The sequence below is a fragment of the Streptomyces sp. NPDC001594 genome (assembly GCF_042893675.1).
Classification (GTDB): domain Bacteria; phylum Actinomycetota; class Actinomycetes; order Streptomycetales; family Streptomycetaceae; genus Streptomyces.
The window spans coordinates 33408-50097 of record NZ_JBIAVB010000022.1; the positions used below are offsets into that span (position 1 = coordinate 33408).

18 protein-coding genes are annotated in these 16690 nt (G+C 75.1%); 11 read left to right on the forward strand and 7 right to left on the reverse strand.

Annotated elements, in window-relative coordinates; all coding sequences use genetic code 11:
* Positions 1-116 precede the first annotated feature (116 nt).
* The 4 genes from pnuC to ACFY0O_RS33370 are packed head-to-tail and all read left to right on the forward strand — an operon-like array spanning position 117 to position 3698.
* Positions 117-731 carry a nicotinamide riboside transporter PnuC gene (gene pnuC, locus ACFY0O_RS33355; RefSeq protein ID WP_388953803.1) on the forward strand — a complete coding sequence of 205 codons (615 nt, stop codon included), beginning with the start codon at positions 117-119 and terminating at the stop codon, positions 729-731.
* Positions 728-1816 (forward strand): AAA family ATPase, encoded by a 1089-nt coding sequence (locus ACFY0O_RS33360; RefSeq protein ID WP_388953805.1) that lies wholly within the window; start codon positions 728-730, stop codon positions 1814-1816. The genes pnuC and ACFY0O_RS33360 overlap by 4 nt, the downstream gene beginning before the upstream one ends.
* Complete coding sequence (locus ACFY0O_RS33365) at positions 1813-2685, forward strand: NUDIX domain-containing protein (protein ID WP_388953808.1); 873 nt, start codon at positions 1813-1815, stop codon at positions 2683-2685. The genes ACFY0O_RS33360 and ACFY0O_RS33365 overlap by 4 nt, the downstream gene beginning before the upstream one ends.
* Positions 2682-3698: an ADP-ribosylglycohydrolase family protein gene (locus ACFY0O_RS33370; protein WP_388953810.1), complete on the forward strand. Its 1017-nt coding sequence runs from the start codon at positions 2682-2684 to the stop codon at positions 3696-3698. The genes ACFY0O_RS33365 and ACFY0O_RS33370 overlap by 4 nt, the downstream gene beginning before the upstream one ends.
* A gap of 5 nt (positions 3699-3703) precedes the next feature.
* Here the strand turns inward: ACFY0O_RS33370 and ACFY0O_RS33375 are convergent, their stop codons facing one another.
* The 3 genes from ACFY0O_RS33375 to ACFY0O_RS33385 all read right to left on the reverse strand — a co-directional run bounded on the left by ACFY0O_RS33375 (position 3704) and on the right by ACFY0O_RS33385 (position 5321).
* Positions 3704-4384, reverse strand: a complete 681-nt coding sequence (locus ACFY0O_RS33375; protein WP_388953811.1) for a DNA polymerase beta superfamily protein — start codon at positions 4382-4384, stop codon at positions 3704-3706.
* A 29-nt stretch (positions 4385-4413) separates the two neighbouring features.
* Positions 4414-4893 carry a Rieske (2Fe-2S) protein gene (locus tag ACFY0O_RS33380; RefSeq protein WP_388953813.1) on the reverse strand — a complete coding sequence of 160 codons (480 nt, stop codon included), beginning with the start codon at positions 4891-4893 and terminating at the stop codon, positions 4414-4416.
* Between the two features lie 86 nt (positions 4894-4979).
* Complete coding sequence (locus tag ACFY0O_RS33385; RefSeq protein ID WP_358895087.1) at positions 4980-5321, reverse strand: DUF952 domain-containing protein; 342 nt, start codon at positions 5319-5321, stop codon at positions 4980-4982.
* Positions 5322-5430: 109 nt separating this feature from the next.
* Here ACFY0O_RS33385 and ACFY0O_RS33390 point away from each other — a divergent pair, with 109 nt between their 5' ends.
* The 5 genes from ACFY0O_RS33390 to der all read left to right on the forward strand — a co-directional run bounded on the left by ACFY0O_RS33390 (position 5431) and on the right by der (position 10155).
* A complete protein-coding gene (locus ACFY0O_RS33390; protein WP_388953816.1) occupies positions 5431-5889 on the forward strand; it encodes a YidB family protein in 459 nt (152 codons plus the stop codon).
* Between the two features lie 129 nt (positions 5890-6018).
* Positions 6019-7107, forward strand: a complete 1089-nt coding sequence (locus ACFY0O_RS33395; RefSeq protein WP_388953818.1) for a prephenate dehydrogenase — start codon at positions 6019-6021, stop codon at positions 7105-7107.
* A gap of 160 nt (positions 7108-7267) precedes the next feature.
* Positions 7268-7969 (forward strand): (d)CMP kinase, encoded by a 702-nt coding sequence (cmk, locus tag ACFY0O_RS33400; protein ID WP_388953820.1) that lies wholly within the window; start codon positions 7268-7270, stop codon positions 7967-7969.
* Positions 7930-8613, forward strand: a complete 684-nt coding sequence (locus ACFY0O_RS33405; protein WP_388953822.1) for a lysophospholipid acyltransferase family protein — start codon at positions 7930-7932, stop codon at positions 8611-8613. Before cmk ends, ACFY0O_RS33405 begins: the two co-directional genes overlap by 40 nt.
* 78 nt (positions 8614-8691) lie before the next feature.
* Positions 8692-10155, forward strand: coding sequence for a ribosome biogenesis GTPase Der (der, locus tag ACFY0O_RS33410; protein ID WP_388953825.1), 1464 nt, complete (start codon positions 8692-8694; stop codon positions 10153-10155).
* 22 nt (positions 10156-10177) lie between these two features.
* Here the strand turns inward: der and ACFY0O_RS33415 are convergent, their stop codons facing one another.
* Together ACFY0O_RS33415 and ACFY0O_RS33420 are read right to left on the reverse strand one after the other, a co-directional pair.
* A complete protein-coding gene (locus tag ACFY0O_RS33415) occupies positions 10178-10645 on the reverse strand; it encodes a hypothetical protein (RefSeq protein WP_388953826.1) in 468 nt (155 codons plus the stop codon).
* Between the two features lie 170 nt (positions 10646-10815).
* Positions 10816-11628: a hypothetical protein gene (locus ACFY0O_RS33420; RefSeq protein WP_358895081.1), complete on the reverse strand. Its 813-nt coding sequence runs from the start codon at positions 11626-11628 to the stop codon at positions 10816-10818.
* Positions 11629-11921: 293 nt separating this feature from the next.
* On the opposite strand from ACFY0O_RS33420, the gene ACFY0O_RS33425 reads away from it, so the two are divergent.
* Together ACFY0O_RS33425 and ACFY0O_RS33430 are read left to right on the forward strand one after the other, a co-directional pair.
* Complete coding sequence (locus ACFY0O_RS33425) at positions 11922-12734, forward strand: transglycosylase family protein (RefSeq protein ID WP_388953829.1); 813 nt, start codon at positions 11922-11924, stop codon at positions 12732-12734.
* Positions 12735-12966: 232 nt separating this feature from the next.
* Positions 12967-14016 (forward strand): helix-turn-helix transcriptional regulator, encoded by a 1050-nt coding sequence (locus ACFY0O_RS33430; RefSeq protein ID WP_388953831.1) that lies wholly within the window; start codon positions 12967-12969, stop codon positions 14014-14016.
* Positions 14017-14153: 137 nt separating this feature from the next.
* Here ACFY0O_RS33430 and ACFY0O_RS33435 read toward each other — a convergent pair whose 3' ends face one another.
* Both ACFY0O_RS33435 and ACFY0O_RS33440 read right to left on the reverse strand, forming a co-directional pair.
* Positions 14154-15194: a phosphatase PAP2 family protein gene (locus tag ACFY0O_RS33435; protein WP_388953834.1), complete on the reverse strand. Its 1041-nt coding sequence runs from the start codon at positions 15192-15194 to the stop codon at positions 14154-14156.
* A gap of 263 nt (positions 15195-15457) precedes the next feature.
* Positions 15458-16594 (reverse strand): hypothetical protein, encoded by a 1137-nt coding sequence (locus ACFY0O_RS33440; protein WP_388954013.1) that lies wholly within the window; start codon positions 16592-16594, stop codon positions 15458-15460.
* Positions 16595-16690 lie beyond the last annotated feature (96 nt).

Below are 16690 nucleotides of genomic sequence, written 5' to 3' on the forward strand. Positions count from 1 at the left end.
CGGAAGCCCGCGGTGCCCTCGGCACCGCGGGCTTCCGCGTTCCCGGACGGGTTCTTGCCGGAGCGCACCCGGCCTGTTTATAGTCAACCTGACTATTAAAGGGAGCGGGTGGCCCCATGGGCTGGTACATGAGCTGGACCGAGATCCTCGGCTTCGCCACGGGAGCCCTGTGCGTCTGGCTGGTGGCGCGGCAGCACGTCGCCAACTGGCCGGTCGGCATCGCCAACAACGTGTTCTTCATCGTCCTGTTCGCCCAGGCCGGCCTCTACGCCGACGCCGGGTTGCAGATCGTCTTCATCGCCCTCGCCGCGTACGGCTGGTGGTCCTGGACCCACGGGGGTGGACCAGGAACCGCCGGGGCCCTGCCGGTGCGCCGCACCACGCGCGCCGAATGGCTCTGGCTGCTCGCGGCGGGGGCGGTGGGGACCGCCGCGCTGACCCTGCTCCTCGGCCGGGTCAGCGACTCCACCGTCCCCTTCTGGGACGCGCTCACCACCGCCCTGTCCCTCATGGCCACCTACGGGCAGTGCCGCAAGCTGCTGGAGTCCTGGTGGCTGTGGATCGCCGCCGACCTCGTCTACGTCCCGCTGTACGCCTACAAGGGGCTCTACCTGACCTCGGTCCTCTACGTGGGCTTCCTCGCCCTGTGCGTGGCCGGGTACGTCGGCTGGCGGCGGGCGCTGCCGGCGCGCGCGGTCCGTACGGCGGCGGCCGCGGGAGCGGCCGCGTGAGCGCCCGCGGGCGGTACGGGCACGGGCTGGTGCTCGGCAAGTTCTACCCGCCGCACGCCGGCCACCACCACCTCGTGCGCACCGCCCAGGACCAGTGCGAGCGGCTGACCGTGCTGGTGTGCGCCGCCTCGGTGGAGTCCGTGCCGCTCGCCGACCGGGTCGCCTGGATGCGCGAGGAGCACCCCCGCGCGGACGTCGTCGGCGCGGTCGACGACGTCCCCGTCGACCTGCACGACCCGGCGGTCTGGGAGGCGCACATGGCGATCTTCCGGGCGGCGGTGGGCCGGCCCGTGGACGCCGTCTTCACCTCCGAGGAGTACGGGACCGAGCTCGCCCGGCGCTTCGGCGCCGAGGAGGTCCTCGTGGACCCGGCGCGCAGCCTGTTCCCCGTCTCCGGGACGGCCGTACGGGCGGACCCGGCCGGCTGCTGGGAGTTCCTGGGGCCGGCCGTGCGGGCGGCGCTGACCCGGCGGGTCGTCGTGCTCGGCGCCGAGTCCACCGGGACCACGACCCTCTCGCGGGAGCTCGCCGCGCACTACCGGCGGCGCGGCGGGGTGTGGGCGAAGACCGGCTGGGTCGCCGAGTACGGGCGCCAGTACAGCGAGGAGAAGCTGGCCGCGGCCCGCGCCGTGGACCCGGCGGCCTCCTGGGAGCACATGACCTTCGCCTCGCGGGAGTTCCCGGTGATCGCCCGCCGGCAGGACGAGAACGAGGACCGGGCCGCCCGGCTCGGCTCGCCGGTGCTGTTCTGCGACACCGACTCCTTCGCGACGGGCATCTGGCACGAGCGCTACGCCGGCGGCCGCAACCGCGAGGTCGAGGCGATCGCCGCGCGGACCCGACGGGACCTGTACCTGCTGACGGACCACGAAGGGGTCCCCTTCGAGGACGACGGGCTGCGCGAGGGGCCGGAGCTCAGACCCTGGATGACCGCCCGCTTCCGGCGGGAACTCGCCCGCACGGGCAGGCGTTTCCTGGTCGTGGGCGGCGACCGGCGCGCGCGGCTGGAGCAGGCCGTCGCCGCCGTCGACGGCCTGCTGGCCGAGGGCCGGCACTTCACCGCGCCGCTCCCGGAGCGCCGATGACCGGCCGGGCGGCGGGGGCGGCGGACCATGGCGACCGGGGCCGGGCGGCGGGCGCCGGACCGGGCGCCGGAGCCGGCGGCGGCGGCGCGGCGCACCCCGGCCCGGCCGGGGGCGTGCCCGGACCGGACGCCGCCCCCGCCCCCGCGCCCTACGACCCGCGCGCGTTCGAGCCGTTCGCGGTGACCGTCGACCTGGCGGTGCTCACCGTGCGCGGCGGCGCCCTGCACGTGCTGCTGATCCGGCGCGGGCAGGAGCCGTACGCCGGGGCCTGGGCGCTGCCCGGCGGCTTCGTGCTGCCCCGGGAGTCCGCGGAGACGGCGGCGCTGCGCGAGCTCGCCGAGGAGACCGGCCTGCCGCCCGAGCTGGTCGGCGCGCTGCACCTGGAGCAGCTGCGCACCTACAGCGAACCGGACCGCGACCCCCGGATGCGGGTGGTGTCCGTCGCCTTCACCGCGCTCGTCCCCGACATGCCCGAACCGGCAGAGGAGGGCGGCGGCGACGCCGACCGGGCGCGCTGGGTGCCGGTCGGGGAGGCCGCCGGGCTCGCCTTCGACCACGCCCGGATCCTCGGGGACGCCCGCCGGCGGGTGGGCGCGAAGCTGGAGTACACCTGCCTCGCGACCGCCTTCTGCCCGCCCGAGTTCACCCTCGGGGAACTCCAGGCCGTCTACGAGACCGTCTGGGGCACCGCCCTGGACCGCCCCAACTTCCGCCGCAAGGTCCTGGCCACCCCCGGCTTCGTCCAAGCCGTGCCCGGGGCCGCCCGGCTCACCGGCGGCCGCGGCAAACCGGCCGCCCTCTACCGGGCCGGACCGGCGACCACCCTCCACCCGCCCCTGCTGCGACCCACGGAAGGACCGACCCCGTGACCGCCCCCAAGCGCGCCGCGACCGGCGCCCTCATCGGCCTGGCCCTGGGCGACGCCCTCGGCTTCCCGACCGAGTTCAACGACGTCCCGTCCATCCTGGCCAAGACCGGCCCGTGGCGGCGGATGCCGCTGCCCCGCCCGGCGATCGTCACCGACGACACCCAGATGACCCTGGCCCTGGCCCGCGGGATACGGACGGCCGCCGAGCGCGGCCGCGTCGGCCCACTGCGGCTGGCCCGGCCGGTCCGCGAGGAGTTCGTCGACTGGTACCACTCCCCGGAGAACAACCGCGCCCCCGGCCGCACCTGCATGGTGGCCTGCCGCCTGCTGGACGACCCGGCGCGGGACTGGCGCGACGCCTCCCAGACCGGCTCCAAGGGCTGCGGTGCCAACATGCGCGTGGCACCCGTCGGCCTGGTCCCCGGCTGGACGGACGAGGAGCGCGCCGGCGCCGCCCAGCTCCAGTCGGCCCTCACCCACGGCCACCCCACCGCGCTGGCCGCCTCCGACCTGACCGCCCGCGCCGTGTACCTCCTGGCACAGGGCACCGAGGTGACGGGCCTGGTCGGGCGGCTGCGCTCGTACGCCCTGGAGAACCGCACCCGCTACCACGAGCGCTGGCTCGGCGACCTCTGGATGCGCACCGCCTCCGACGCCTCCCCGGAGTCCTTCATCGCCCGCGGCTGGGACGAGTGCCTGGCCGCCCTCGACCGGCTCACGGCGGCCCTGCGCACTCCCTCCCCGGAGACCGACCCCTGCCTGGCCACCGGTGAGGGCTGGATCGCCGAGGAGGCCCTGGCCACGGCCCTGCACTGCTTCCTGCTCTTCCCGGACGAACCCCTCCTGGCCCTGCGCCGCGCGGCCTGCACGGCGGGCGACTCCGACTCCCTCGCCTGCCTGGCCGGCGCCTTCGCGGGCGCCCACCTCGGCGCGGCCGCCTGGCCCCGCGACTGGGAGGGCGGCATCGAGTACCGCGAGGAACTCCTGACCTTCGGCACCCTCTGGGACGCGTGAACGGCCTAAAGGGCCGACGCACGGCGGGTGCGGTGGAGGAAGTCCGCGACGCGGGGGAGGTCCGGGTCGGGTGGGAGGGGGGTGGTGGTGAGGGCGGTTTCGGCCTCCTGGGTCAGGTGGGTCATCCAGGTGTCGACCTCCTCCCAGGTCAGCTCGCCCCGCTTCACCGCCAGGAGGCGGTCGCGGTACGGGGTGGCGTCGACGTCCAGGCGGCCCGTGCGCAGCAGGTCGCGGCAGGACAGGAGCAGGCGCAGCAGGTGCATGGCGTGCTTCCAGCGGGGGGCGCCGTGGAGGCGGACGTCCGCGACGAGTTTGCGGTGCTGGCCGGCCGCGTAGCGGGTGAAGGTGGCGTGGGCCCGGCGGGAGAGGAAGGCGTCCCGCAGGGAGACGAGTTCCTCTCCCACCGGGGTGATCCGGTCCACCAGGGGCGAGTGCAGGCACTCCAGGACGTTCGGGTTGGCGCGCAGCGCGAGCTCGCAGAAGCGCTCCAGTTCCCAGGAGAACTCCTCCTCCCGCGGCCCCTCCACGTGCGTGGGGGGCTTGTCGAACCGCCAGTAGAGGGGCGTGGGGGCGAGGAAGACACCGCGCCGGTCGGTGTCGCTCGCCTCCGTGGCCAGCCCGAAGGCGCGGGAGCCCGTCACGCAGGCGTAGATCGTGTGGTCCCGGACCAGGGTGAGGTCGTCCATGCGGGGGAGGGTAGGCGGGCGGAGCGGGGCTAGGCGAGCGAGATTTCGCCGTTGGGGGCCACCTTGATCTGCTGCTCCGCCAGCGGGCGGGTCGCCGGGCCGTGGGCCACCGCACCGTCCGCGATCTGGAACTTGCTGCCGTGGCAGGGGCAGTCGATGGTGCCGTCCGCGACCTTGTCCACCAGGCAGCCCTGGTGGGTGCAGACCGCCGAGAAGCACCGGAAGGACCCGGCCGTCGGCTGGGTCACCACCAGCTTCGCCTCCTTGAGGACCGTGCCGCCGCCCACCGGCACCTTCGAGGAGTCCCCGAGGGGCTTCGCCGCCTGGGGCGGGGCGGACGCCATCGGGGACGAGGCCGGTGCGGAGGCGGCGGCGGACGGGGCCGACGGGCCCGCCGGCTCGGTGGCGGGCTTCTTGTCGCCGCCGCCGCAGGCGGCGAGCGTGCCGCCCGCCAGGGCAGCCGCCCCGGCCGCGAGTACCGTGCGCCGGGCGGTCTGTGACTCGGTCATGGGAGCTCCGTGATTCGTCGGTGGCAGGGGTTGGCGAGGAGCATCCTGGCGCGTGCCGGGCTCCGATTGAAGCCCGCCACTCCGGTTCACCCGCCCGGGTGCCAGGGGGCCAGCTCCGCCGCACCGCCGCCGGGCGTGCGTACGACCTCCCACACGCGCACCACGGCCTCCCGGTTCAACGGCCCGTGGACGTGCGGATACGGGTCCTCGGGGCCGGTCCGGCGGACCTCCGCCGCCAGGGCCGCCTCGTCGAGCTCCACGGCGAGCAGCGGGCCCGGCACCTCCCGGTAGTGGGACCCCGCGATGGCGAGGACGGTCGGCCGGTCCGCCGAACAGTGGACGAACCCCTCGGCGGCGAGCGAGGCGGGGGCGTACGGGAGCTCCGGAGCGGCGCTCCAGTCGGCGAGCGGGACGATGTGGAAGATCATGCCGGTGGTTCTACCGCACCGGCGCCGACACCCGTGCGCCAGGTGGCGGTACGGGATGATCCGGGTGACATTGTCCGTGTCCCGAAACCCCCTCGAAAGGCACAGGACCATGGCGGGTAACGACCTCGGCTCCCTGCTCGGCGGACTCCTCGGCGGCGGCCAGGGCGGCAGCGGCGGCGCGGCGGGCGCCGGCGGAGGCGGAGGCGGCAACATCCTCGGCTCCCTGATGGGAGCGCTCCTGGGCGGCGGCGGAGCCGGCGGCGGCCGGGCGGGCGGCGCGGACAACCCCCTCGGCGGCCTGCTGGACATGCTCGGCAAGGCCGGCCTCGCCGACCAGGCCCGGTCCTGGATCGGCACCGGCGACAACCAGCCCGTCAGCGGGGAGCAGGTCGCCAGGGCCCTCCCGGACGACGCCCTCCGGGAGGTGGCCCAGCAGGCGGGGGTCAGCCCCGAGGAGGCGGCCGACCAGATCGCCCAGCAGCTCCCCCAGGTGGTCGACCAGCTGACCCCGAACGGGCAGGTGCCCTCGGGATCGCTGGAGGACATCATCCGGCAGCAGAACCTCTGACCCGCGTCGAGAGCGGCCACCAGGGCCCGGCCCCGTCCACAGGGCGGACCGCCGGGCCCTTCCGGGGTACCGAGTGGCTACCCTGAGTCAGGCCCGGCCCGTCGTTACGTGATCCCCTTGGAGCGCCCCGTGAGAACCGCCGTCGTCATCGGAACCGGACTGATCGGCACCTCGGCGGCGCTCGCCCTGACGGCCCGCGGGATCTCCGTCCACCTCGTCGACCACGACCCCGCGCAGGCCCGTACCGCCGCCGCCCTGGGCGCCGGCACCGACGACGCCCCCGAGGGCCAGGTCGACCTCGCCATCGTCGCCGTGCCGCCCGCCCACGTGGCCGCGGCCCTGGCCGACGCCATCGGACGCGGACTGGCCCGCGCCTACGTGGACGTGGCCAGCGTCAAGGGCGGGCCGCGCCGCGAGCTCGCCGCCCTGGGCACCGACACCTCCGCCTACATCGGCACCCACCCCATGGCCGGCAAGGAGCGCTCCGGCCCGCTGGCCGCGACCGCCGACCTGTTCGAGGGCCGCCCCTGGGTGCTGACCCCGACCCGGGACACCGACCACGAGGTGCTGAACCTCGCGCTGGAGCTCGTCGCCCTGTGCCGGGCCGTGCCCGTCGTGATGGACGCCGACGCCCACGACCGGGCGGTCGCCCTGGTCTCGCACACCCCGCAGCTGGTCTCCAGCATGGTCGCCGCCCGCCTGGAGGAGGCGGACGAGACGGCGGTGCGGCTGTGCGGGCAGGGCATCCGCGACGTGACCCGGATCGCCGCCTCCGACCCCCGGATGTGGGTGGAGATCCTCTCCGCCAACCCCGGCCCCGTAGCCGACGTCCTGGCCGGCATCGCCGCCGACCTGGAGGAGACGGTGGAGGCGCTGCGCGGCCTGCAGTCCGCCGACGAGGCCAAGCGCCGGGGCGGGGCCGCCGGCATCGAGGACGTCCTCAAGCGCGGCAACGCCGGCCGCGTCCGCGTCCCCGGCAAGCACGGCGCGGCCCCCATGGCCTACGAGACGGTCGGGGTGTTCATCAGCGACAAGCCCGGCGAGCTGGCCCGGATCTTCGCCGACGCCGGCCGGGCCGGGGTCAACATCGAGGACGTGCGGATCGAGCACGCCACGGGCCAGCAGGCCGGTCTGGTCCAGCTCATGGTGGAACCGCGGGCCGTCGGGGCCCTGACCGCCGAGCTGCGGGAACGGGGCTGGGCGCTGCGGCAGCAGTAGTCCCGGCGCGGGCCCGCTGCCGGCGGGGCCGGGGGCGGGGCCGTCGCGGGCCGGCCCGGCCGTGGGGCCGGGACAGGGGGGTTCCGGGGCCCGGTAACCTGGTGAGGGGCGCTCTTGGCGCGCCCGGACACGTACGCGCAACCAGGAAGGTGCCCGCCCCGTGGAATCCGCAGCTCCGTCCGCCGTGATCGTCGCCATCGACGGTCCCTCCGGCACGGGCAAGTCCAGCACCTCCAAGGCCGTGGCCGCCAAGCTCGGGCTGCGCTACCTGGACACCGGTGCCCAGTACCGGGCCATCACCTGGTGGATGATCACCAACGGCGTCGACACCGACGACCCGCAGGCGATCGCCCTCGCGGCCGGCAAGCCGGCCATCGTCTCCGGCACGGACCCCTCCGCGCCCACCATCACCGTGGACGGCCAGGACGCCTCCGGCCCCATCCGCACCCAGGAGGTCACCTCCAAGGTCAGCGCCGTCAGCGCCGTCCCCGAGGTGCGCACCCTGATCACCGAGCTCCAGCGCTCCATCGCCGCCGAGGCGGCGGCGGAGGCCGACGGGATCGTGGTCGAGGGCCGGGACATCGGCACCACCGTCCTGCCCGACGCCGACCTCAAGGTCTTCCTGACCGCCTCCGCCGAGGCCCGCGCCGCCCGCCGCAGCGGCGAACTGCGCGGCAAGGAGGCCACCGACCTGGCCGCCACCAAGGAAGCCCTGATCAAGCGGGACGCCGCCGACTCCGGCCGCAAGACCTCCCCGCTGGCCAAGGCCGGCGACGCCGTCGAGGTCGACACCACCGAGCTCACCCTCGACCAGGTCATCGAGTGCGTCGTGACCCTGGTGGAAGAGCGGCGGGGCACGTGAGCGATACGCCCTCCCCCAAGGGTGCGGCGGTCGGCAGACGCATCGGAATCGGGCTCATGTACGGGCTCTGGAAGCCGCGTGTGCTGGGTGCCTGGAAGGTACCCGCCACCGGCCCCGTGATCCTGGCCGTGAACCACTCCCACAACATCGACGGACCCCTGGTCATGGGGACCGCCCCCCGGCCGCTGCACTTCCTGATCAAGAAGGAGGCGTTCGTCGGGCCCCTCGGTCCCTTCCTGGAAGGGATCGGGCAGGTGAAGGTGGACCGCTCCGGCACCGACCGGACCGCGGTCACCCGCGCCCTGGAGGTCCTCGGCAACGGCGGCGCCCTGGGGATATTCCCCGAGGGCACCCGCGGCGACGGGGACTTCGCGTCCCTGCGCGCCGGCCTCACCTACTTCGCGGTCCGCAGCGGCGCCCCGATCGTGCCGGTCGCCGTCCTCGGCAGCACCGACGCCGAGGGCCGGCTCGTCAAGGGCCTGCCGCCGCTGCGCAGCCGTGTCGACATCGTCTTCGGCTCCGCCTTCGAGGCCGGGGACGGCGCGGGCCGCCGTACGCGGACCGCGCTGGACGCGGCCACCGTGCGCATCCAGGACCGGCTGACCGCCCACCTGGCCGACGCCAAGCGCCTCACCGGGCGCTGAGCGAGACTTGAACCCAGTAGTGGTGCCCGCCGCGCGGACGACACCACCGACCACCACGAACGACGAGGAACGGACTTCATGAACGACCAGCACGACCACGGAGCACTTGGCGACGCCGAGTACGCGGAGTTCATGGAGCTCGCCGCGGAGGAAGGTTTCGACCTTGAGGACGTCGAGGACGCGATCGGGGAGGCCGGACACGGCCCGCTCCCGGTCCTCGCCGTCGTCGGCCGCCCGAACGTCGGCAAGTCGACCCTGGTCAACCGCATCATCGGCCGCCGCGAGGCGGTCGTCGAGGACAAGCCGGGCGTCACCCGCGACCGCGTGACCTACGAGGCCGAGTGGGCGGGCCGCCGCTTCAAGGTGGTCGACACCGGCGGCTGGGAGCAGGACGTCCTCGGCATCGACGCCTCCGTCGCCGCCCAGGCCGAGTACGCCATCGAGACCGCCGACGCGGTCGTCTTCGTCGTGGACGCCAAGGTCGGCGCCACCGACAGCGACGAGGCCGTCGTCAAGCTGCTGCGCCGGGCCGGCAAGCCCGTCGTGCTGTGCGCCAACAAGGTCGACGGCCAGAGCGGCGAGGCCGACGCGGCCTACCTGTGGTCCCTGGGCCTGGGCCAGCCCTACCCGGTCTCCTCGCTGCACGGCCGCGGCACGGGCGACATGCTCGACGCCGTCCTGGAGGTCCTGCCGGAGGCCCCCGAGCAGACCTTCGGCGGCGCCCCGATCGGCGGCCCGCGCCGCATCGCCCTGATCGGCCGCCCGAACGTCGGCAAGTCCTCGCTGCTGAACAAGGTGGCCCGCGAGGACCGCGTCGTCGTCAACGAGCTGGCCGGCACCACCCGCGACCCGGTCGACGAGCTGATCGAGCTCGGCGGGGTCACCTGGAAGTTCGTCGACACGGCCGGCATCCGCAAGAAGGTCCACCTCCAGCAGGGCGCCGACTACTACGCCTCGCTGCGCACGGCCGCCGCCGTCGAGAAGGCGGAGGTGGCGGTCATCCTGATCGACACCACCGAGTCCATCAGCGTCCAGGACCAGCGCATCATCACCATGGCCGTCGAGGCCGGCCGCGCGATCGTGATCGCCTACAACAAGTGGGACGAGCTGGACGAGGAGCGCCGCTACTACCTCGAGCGCGAGATCGAGACCGAGATGCAGCAGGTCTCCTGGGCCCCGCGCGTCAACGTCTCCGCGCTGACCGGCCGTCACATGGAGAAGCTGGTCCCGGCGATCGAGACGGCCCTCGCGGGCTGGGAGACGCGCGTCCCGACCGGCCGGCTGAACGCCTTCCTCGGCGAGGTCGTCGCGGCCCACCCGCACCCGATCCGCGGCGGCAAGCAGCCCCGCATCCTGTTCGGCACCCAGGCGGGGAGCAAGCCGCCGCGGTTCGTCCTCTTCGCCTCCGGCTTCCTGGAGCACGGCTACCGGCGCTTCATCGAGCGCCGTCTGCGCGAGGAGTTCGGCTTCGAGGGGACGCCGATCCACATCTCGGTGCGGGTGCGCGAGAAGCGCGGCGCCCAGTACAAGAAGAAGAAGTAGCGGTCGCGGTGGCGCGCCGGGGTCAGTAGCCCCGGCGCGGAGCGGGCGGCAGGGCCGCCGGGATGTGCTGCATCCCGGTGTGGTGCTGCCGCCCGTCGCCGTATCCGGAGCCCGGTGCGGCCCCGGCGTGGGCGTACAGGGGCTGCGGGACGACCGGCGCGGGCGGGTACGCGGGCTGCCAGGGGTCGGAGCGCTGCCATGCGGAACCGTTCCACCCGGCGGCGTAGGAGCCGCCGTACGAGGACGAGCCGTAGGAGGACGATCCGTACGAGCCGTACGAGGACCCGTACGAGAACGCGGTGAAGCCGAGGTCCTCCTCGCCGGTCCGGTCACCCGGCAGGGCCCGGAAGGACCTCCGGTACTCGGAGTACAGGGCGTCGAAGATCGGGGTGTGCGAGTCGGCCGGAGCGGGGTCCCGGTCCAGGGCGGGGCGCATCGGGGGGACGCTGCTCGGATGGGACGGGGCGCGGGAGGGGTCGTATGCGTGCACGTATCAGCCAACGAAACCGGGGCGCTGCGGATGCGGGGTGACGGGGCGTAAAACGCAGATCGCCGGGGGTGCGCGGGACGGACCGCACACCCCCGGCGCATGCCGCCCGGCCTCCTTCGTGGGGAGGACGGACGGCCGTTCCGGCGGGGAGGGAAGGCTTCGCTCCGGGCTCAGGCGCCCGCGGCGCCCGCGAGGGGCATGGAGGCCGCGACGAGCTTGCCGTTGCTCGCGGCCTTGTCCAGGGCGTCGCGGAGCAGGTCCTCGCGCGGCTGCTGGCCGATGGAGCCGACGGGGGCGGCGTACACCAGGACCCGCTGGGTCTTGTTGACCGCGGCCCGCCAGCCGTCGGTGACGGACAGCGCCTGGTGCGCCTGCCACCAGGAGGCCTGGGGGCCGCCGCCCGCGCCGGGCTGGAGCACGGCGTGCAGCTGGCCGCCGGCGAGGAGGACGGACCAGCCTTCGAGGGCGGAGGGCACCTGGTTGGTGTCGGTGACGGGGATGAAGCCCTGCTCGATGAGGAGCGGCAGGAAGTCGTCGCCGGGGCCGGTGGTGCCGGGGCGCGCGATCGGGGCGGTCGGCTCGACGACGAGCGCGGGGTGCAGCTCGCCGTTGATCAGGATCAGGCCGCTGGTGATGCCGAGGACGGCCTGGCCGCCGGGGACGCTCTGCGGGACCTCGCCGGCGGGGGCCGCCTCGGGGGCGGGGCTGTCGCCGGTGATGCTGCGGACCGCGCCCTGGAGCTCGGCCTCGGAGACCGTGACGACCTGGGAGGGGATGCAGCCGGCGTGGGCGAAGGCGAGGACGGCCGTCTCCTCGCCCACGAACAGCACGGTGCTCGTCGGGTCGGTCTCGGGGTCGCCGGGGGTGCGGCAGGAGGTGCAGTCGTAACTGCCCGGGGCGTCGTCGCCCGTGAGCAGCCTGTCGGCTTCTTCGTCACCGATCTCGGCACGTACCTCAAGACTGACGTCGAGCATGCGCGGCACGGGGGGGCTCCTCATTCGTGCGGGGGCCGGGGGGTTCCCGGCTCGCCGGGCACAACGGCCGAGGCTCGGTGGGGGTCACGCCGTTTGAGGGAACGGAATCGAACCGGCCACCCGAAGGAGTGAAGCGGCGGGGGGCGGCTTCGTTTTCCTTGCAACTGTTGCCTGCTTGTGCGCAGTTGGTGGCCGGGGCTGGTCGTTTGGGGGGTGGGTCGGCGGTCGGCCGTCCGGGTGGGGCGCGGGGGCGCGCCGCGTGGCGGGGCGGACGGGAGCGGGGGGCTGCGTAGCGTGGCGCGATGCCCGACGTCTGCCTCCGGGCCCGTTCCCGGGTCCGTTCCCGGCGGGCCGCGCTCGCGGTCTGCGCCGCGCTGGTGCTCGTACTCCCGTGGGGTGCCGGGGCGGTCGCGGCGCCGCCCCCGCCGGCTCCCGGGCCGGCGGGGGCCGCGCACCCCGGTTCGCCGGGGGTGATCGGGAGCGGGCCGGGGGACTGCGGGCCGGGCGGGGAGTGGCCGTGGGACTGCGTCGCGGACTGCGAGAGCAGCGGGCGCTGGGCGGTGAACACGGGCAACGGCTTCTACGGGGGGCTGCAGTTCTGGCATCCGACGTGGGTGGAGTACGGGGGGCTGGTGTACGCGGCGCGGGCGGACCTGGCGACGCGGGAGCAGCAGATCCGGGTCGCGGAGGAGGTGCTGGGGACGCAGGGGTGGGACGCGTGGCCGGTGTGCGCGAAGCGGTACGGGTTGGCGGGGCGGATGCATGTGGTGCGGGGCGGGGACACGTTGGACGGGGTCGCGCGGCGGTGGCGGGTGGCGGGGGGCTGGCGGGCCCTCTACGAGGCGAACCGCCCGCTGATCGGCCCGAACCCCGCCACCCTGAAACCCGGCCTCCTCCTCACCCTCCCACCCCCGACCCCGCCCCCGACCCCGCCCGTCCCGGCCCCGACCCCGGCCCCGACCGTCCCGGCCCCGGCTCCGGTCGTCCCGACCCCGGCCCCCGCGGGCCCGACCCCGCCGGCTCCGGGGGCCTCGGCCCCTGCCGCCCCGGCGACTCAGGCCGCCCCGGCGGGCCTGGCGGTGTCGCCCTCGGCGGCGCCGGTTCGGGTGCCGTGACGCCTGGGCCGGCTGTGGCGGGCGGCCGCTGCGCGGGGCCGTCCCCCACCCTCCCCCGGACTCCGTCCGGGGGGACCCCCACTTCAACCGTTCTCGCCTCAAGCGCCGGCGGGGCTGATTTCAGCCTCGCCGGCGTTTGAGGCGCGGGGTCTGGGGCGGAGCCCCAGGGGCGCAGCGGCGACGGTCCGCAGCCGACGTCCGGGCCGTGAGGAACCCCAGGCACACTGGGGCGGTGCTAGAGACCTCCGCGCGGCTGCTCCGGCTGCTCTCCCTCCTCCAGGCCCACCGCGAGTGGACCGGCGCCGACCTCGCCGAGCGGCTCGGGGTCACGCCCCGCACCGTGCGGCGTGACGTCGACCGGTTGCGGGAGCTCGGGTACCCCGTGAACGCCAGCCCCGGCACCGGCGGCGGGTACCAGCTGGGGGCGGGGGCGCAGTTGCCCCCGCTGCTGCTCGACGACGACGAGGCCGTCGCGGTCGCCGTCGGCCTGCGGACGGCCGCGGGGAACGGGGTCGAGGGGATCGGGGAGGCCTCGGTGCGGGCCCTCGCCAAGCTGGAGCAGGTGTTGCCGGGCCGGCTGCGCGGACGGGTCTCCGCGCTCAACGAGTTCACCGTCCCGATGCTCCGCGGGCCCGGCCGCGACACCGTGGACCCCGCGGTCCTCACCGAGCTCGCCGCCGTCTGCCGGGACGGCGAGCGGCTGCGCTTCGGGTACCGGGACCACGCCGGGACCGTGAGCCGCCGCAGCGTCGAGCCGCACCGGCTCGTGTGCACCGAGCGGCGCTGGTACCTCGTCGCCTGGGACCTCGACCGCGAGGACTGGCGGACCTTCCGCGCCGACCGGATCGAGCCCCGCCCCCCGCACGGCCCGCGGTTCACCCCGCGCCCGGCCCCCGCCGAGGACCTCGCGGCGTACGTCTCCGAGGGGGTCTCCCAACGGGCGTACGCCGTCCGGGCGGTGGTGCGGCTGCGGGTGCCGGCCGAGGCGGCGGCGGGGGTCGTGGGGCCCGCCGACGGGGTGCTGGAGCCGCTCGACGCGGAGAGCTGTCTGCTGCGGACGGGAGCGGTGAACCTCGACGTTCTGGTGATTCACGTCATGATGCTCGGCTGCGAGTTCGAGGTCGTGGAGCCCCCCGAGCTGACCGGCCGGATCGCCGCTCTGCGGGACCTTCTCACCCGGGCGCTGGAAGGCGCGGGAGAGCACGGGAATTCCGGCCGCGGGGATTTGAATTCCGTCGGCGGATTCGCCGAGGGGGCGGCCGCCGCCGTCGACAACCCGTGACACAAGCGTGACCCGGTACGGAGGAACCTCCGGGCGCGCGGCTGACGAGCCGGACATATGAACGGCGGGCCGGTTCGTGGAACCGGCCCGCCGTCGGGGTGCGGGGTGGGGGTGTGCGTACCGTCCCGCGGGGTGCGTCAGCCGCCGGTGGCGGGGCGGGCGCTGCGGGCGGCGGCCCGCTCGGTGTGCGCCGGGCGGCGGCTTCCGGCCGGGGTGACCGGGGTGCGCTCGGAGCGGATCAGGTGCGGCCGGGACACCGGGTGGGCGTGCGCGCCGGGCCGCAGCGCGGGGGAGTGCCCGGCGGGCGCCTGCGCGGCGGGGACGGGCGCGGCCTCGGGCGGCCGGGGCCGCCACTTGCCGCCCGCCGACAGCAGCGGGGTGAGCGCGGCGGCGACGGGCTCGGAGAGCCGGCCCTCCTCCAGCCGGCGGCGCCACTGCTCGCGCACCTCGAAGACGTAGGCCTCCGAACGGGCGATGAGCGGCTCGAACCAGGGCAGCGCCAGCATGATCAGCAGGCCCGCGGTCCAGCCGAGCAGAACGTCGCTCACCCAGTGGGTGCCGAGGTAGACCGTGGTGGCGCCGACGCTGAGCGACAGGACGCCGGAGAGGATGGACAGCACCCGGCGGGTGACCGTGGTGGAGGCCAGGTAGGCCAGGATCCCCCAGGTCACGACGGCGTTGGCGGTGTGGCCGGAAGGGAATATATCGCCGCCCGCGAAGAGCTCGGCGGAGCCGATCTGGGTGGCGTAGTGCGGGCCGAGCCGGCCGAGGCCCAGCTTCACGGAGCCCACGGTGATGTTCAGCAGCAGCAGGGCCACGCCGAGGGCGATCAGCGGGCGGAGGGTGTGCTGGCGCCAGGAGCGCCAGCCGAGCCAGGCCGCGACCATCACCGCCGTGGGTCCGCGCTGGCCGAGGACGACCAGGTAGTCGAGGAAGGCGTGGATCTGCGGCCACTGCTCGTACGGCCGGAAGAACATGATCTGCCAGTCCAGGCGGACGAGCCAGGAGGTCGTGAGCACGGCCACGACGGTCGCCAGGTAGAAGGCGAGGGTCGCGCAGAGGAGCACGACGCGGTGCCGGCTCATCTGCGGGGTCTGCAGATGAGCCGGTCGCTCTGGTTCCCTGTCCAGCCGGGCGAACACCGGCTCCAGACGGGACAGCAATTGGTCGGTACGCACTCAATCGACGTTACCGCGCGTCGAAGCGCGGCCCGCGCGAATCGCGCGCTTTGTGATGACCATGTGATGTGGAGTGCGTCTCACGCGGGACTTAATTGCCGTTATTCCGCCCCCGGTTGGAACTCCCCGGATTCCACTCCCGGAGTGCCGCCCCGCCAATTGTCCGCGCGCTTACGGGGGGTTTATCGCCGCAGCTCAATTCCTTTGCGGAATCATGGATTGGAATGACCCATTCCGTGATCATGGGCGGCCGCGGGCCGGGCTCACGGCGGGCCCGAGCCGTTCAGCCAGAACGCCCCGTAGACCGCCGAGACCAGGGCCAGCCCCCCGACGACCACCGCCGCCCGACGGCCGGACCGGCGGGCCAGCGCCAGCGCCGGCGGCAGCACCAGCGGGAACGCCGGCAGCAGCAGCCGGGGCTTGGAGCCGAAGTAGCCCGAGGCGCACAGCGCCAGCGCCACCACGATCCCGCAGTAGACGAGCAGCGCGGCCGGCAGCCGGCGGCGCACGCACAGCCCGTACAGCCACAGCACCAGCAGCACCCCCGCGATCAGGCCCACCCCGGCGAGGAATGCGGACGAGGCCAGCCGTGCCCCGATGAACCGGGCGAAGGCCCAGCCCCCGTCGAAGCCGTTGCCCCAGCCCGCCTGGACGTCCAGGTAGCCCGTCAGCCCCCCGCCGGTCCGGGCCCCCACCCACAGCGCGTACGCCGCCGCCCCCGCCGGGGCCAGCAGCACCCCGGCCGCCATCCGCCACGAGCGCTCCCCGCGCCGGCACGCCAGGAAGACCGCCACCCACACCGCCGCGGCCACCGCCGCCCCGACCGGGCGGGTCAGCCCCGCCCCCGCCGCGAGCAGGCCCGCCGCGAGCCAGCGCCCGCGCAGCGCCGCGTACAGGGCCCAGGCGGCCAGGGCGGTGAACAGCGACTCGCTGTACGCCATCGACTGGACGATCCCCACCGGCAGCGCCGCCCACAGCGCCACCGCCAGCACACCGGCCCGCCGCCCGTGGAGCAGATCGGCGACGGCGAAGATCCCCCAGGCCGCGGCGAGCCCCGCCACCGCCGAGACCACCAGCCCCGCCGACCCGTACGAGAGCCCGGTGGGCGTCGCCACCAGCCGCTCCAGCCAGGGCAGCAGCGGGAAGAACGCCAGGTTGGAATGGACGGCCCCGTTCGGCAGGACCACCTCGTACCCGTACCCCTGGGCGGCGATCCGCGCGTACCAGAGGGAGTCCCAGCGCGCCGACAGCAGCGTGTGCGGGCTGCTGCCGGCCGCGGCGGACCACACCGCGAGCACGGCCAGCGCGAGCAGCCGGACCGCGGCGAACGCGGCGAGCGCGGGCGCGGCCCGGCGCGGGCCGGGGCCGGGGTCCTTGGGGGGAGCGTCGGAGGCGGGCACAGTTGTCACGGACACGAGTATCGACGGACCGGCCGCCGGGCCCGGAACCAGAACCACGGCCCGTGACCGGGCGGGTACGCAGCGGGGAGGAGGGGC

Coding starts and splice junctions, on each gene's coding strand:
- pnuC (WP_388953803.1), top strand. CDS start 117: ATGGGCTGGTACATGAGCTGGACCGAGATCCTCGGCTTCGCCACGGGA.
- ACFY0O_RS33365 (WP_388953808.1), top strand. CDS start 1,813: ATGACCGGCCGGGCGGCGGGGGCGGCGGACCATGGCGACCGGGGCCGG.
- ACFY0O_RS33375 (WP_388953811.1), bottom strand. CDS start 4,384: ATGGACGACCTCACCCTGGTCCGGGACCACACGATCTACGCCTGCGTG.
- ACFY0O_RS33380 (WP_388953813.1), bottom strand. CDS start 4,893: ATGACCGAGTCACAGACCGCCCGGCGCACGGTACTCGCGGCCGGGGCG.
- ACFY0O_RS33385 (WP_358895087.1), bottom strand. CDS start 5,321: ATGATCTTCCACATCGTCCCGCTCGCCGACTGGAGCGCCGCTCCGGAG.
- ACFY0O_RS33390 (WP_388953816.1), top strand. CDS start 5,431: ATGGCGGGTAACGACCTCGGCTCCCTGCTCGGCGGACTCCTCGGCGGC.
- der (WP_388953825.1), top strand. CDS start 8,692: ATGAACGACCAGCACGACCACGGAGCACTTGGCGACGCCGAGTACGCG.
- ACFY0O_RS33425 (WP_388953829.1), top strand. CDS start 11,922: ATGCCCGACGTCTGCCTCCGGGCCCGTTCCCGGGTCCGTTCCCGGCGG.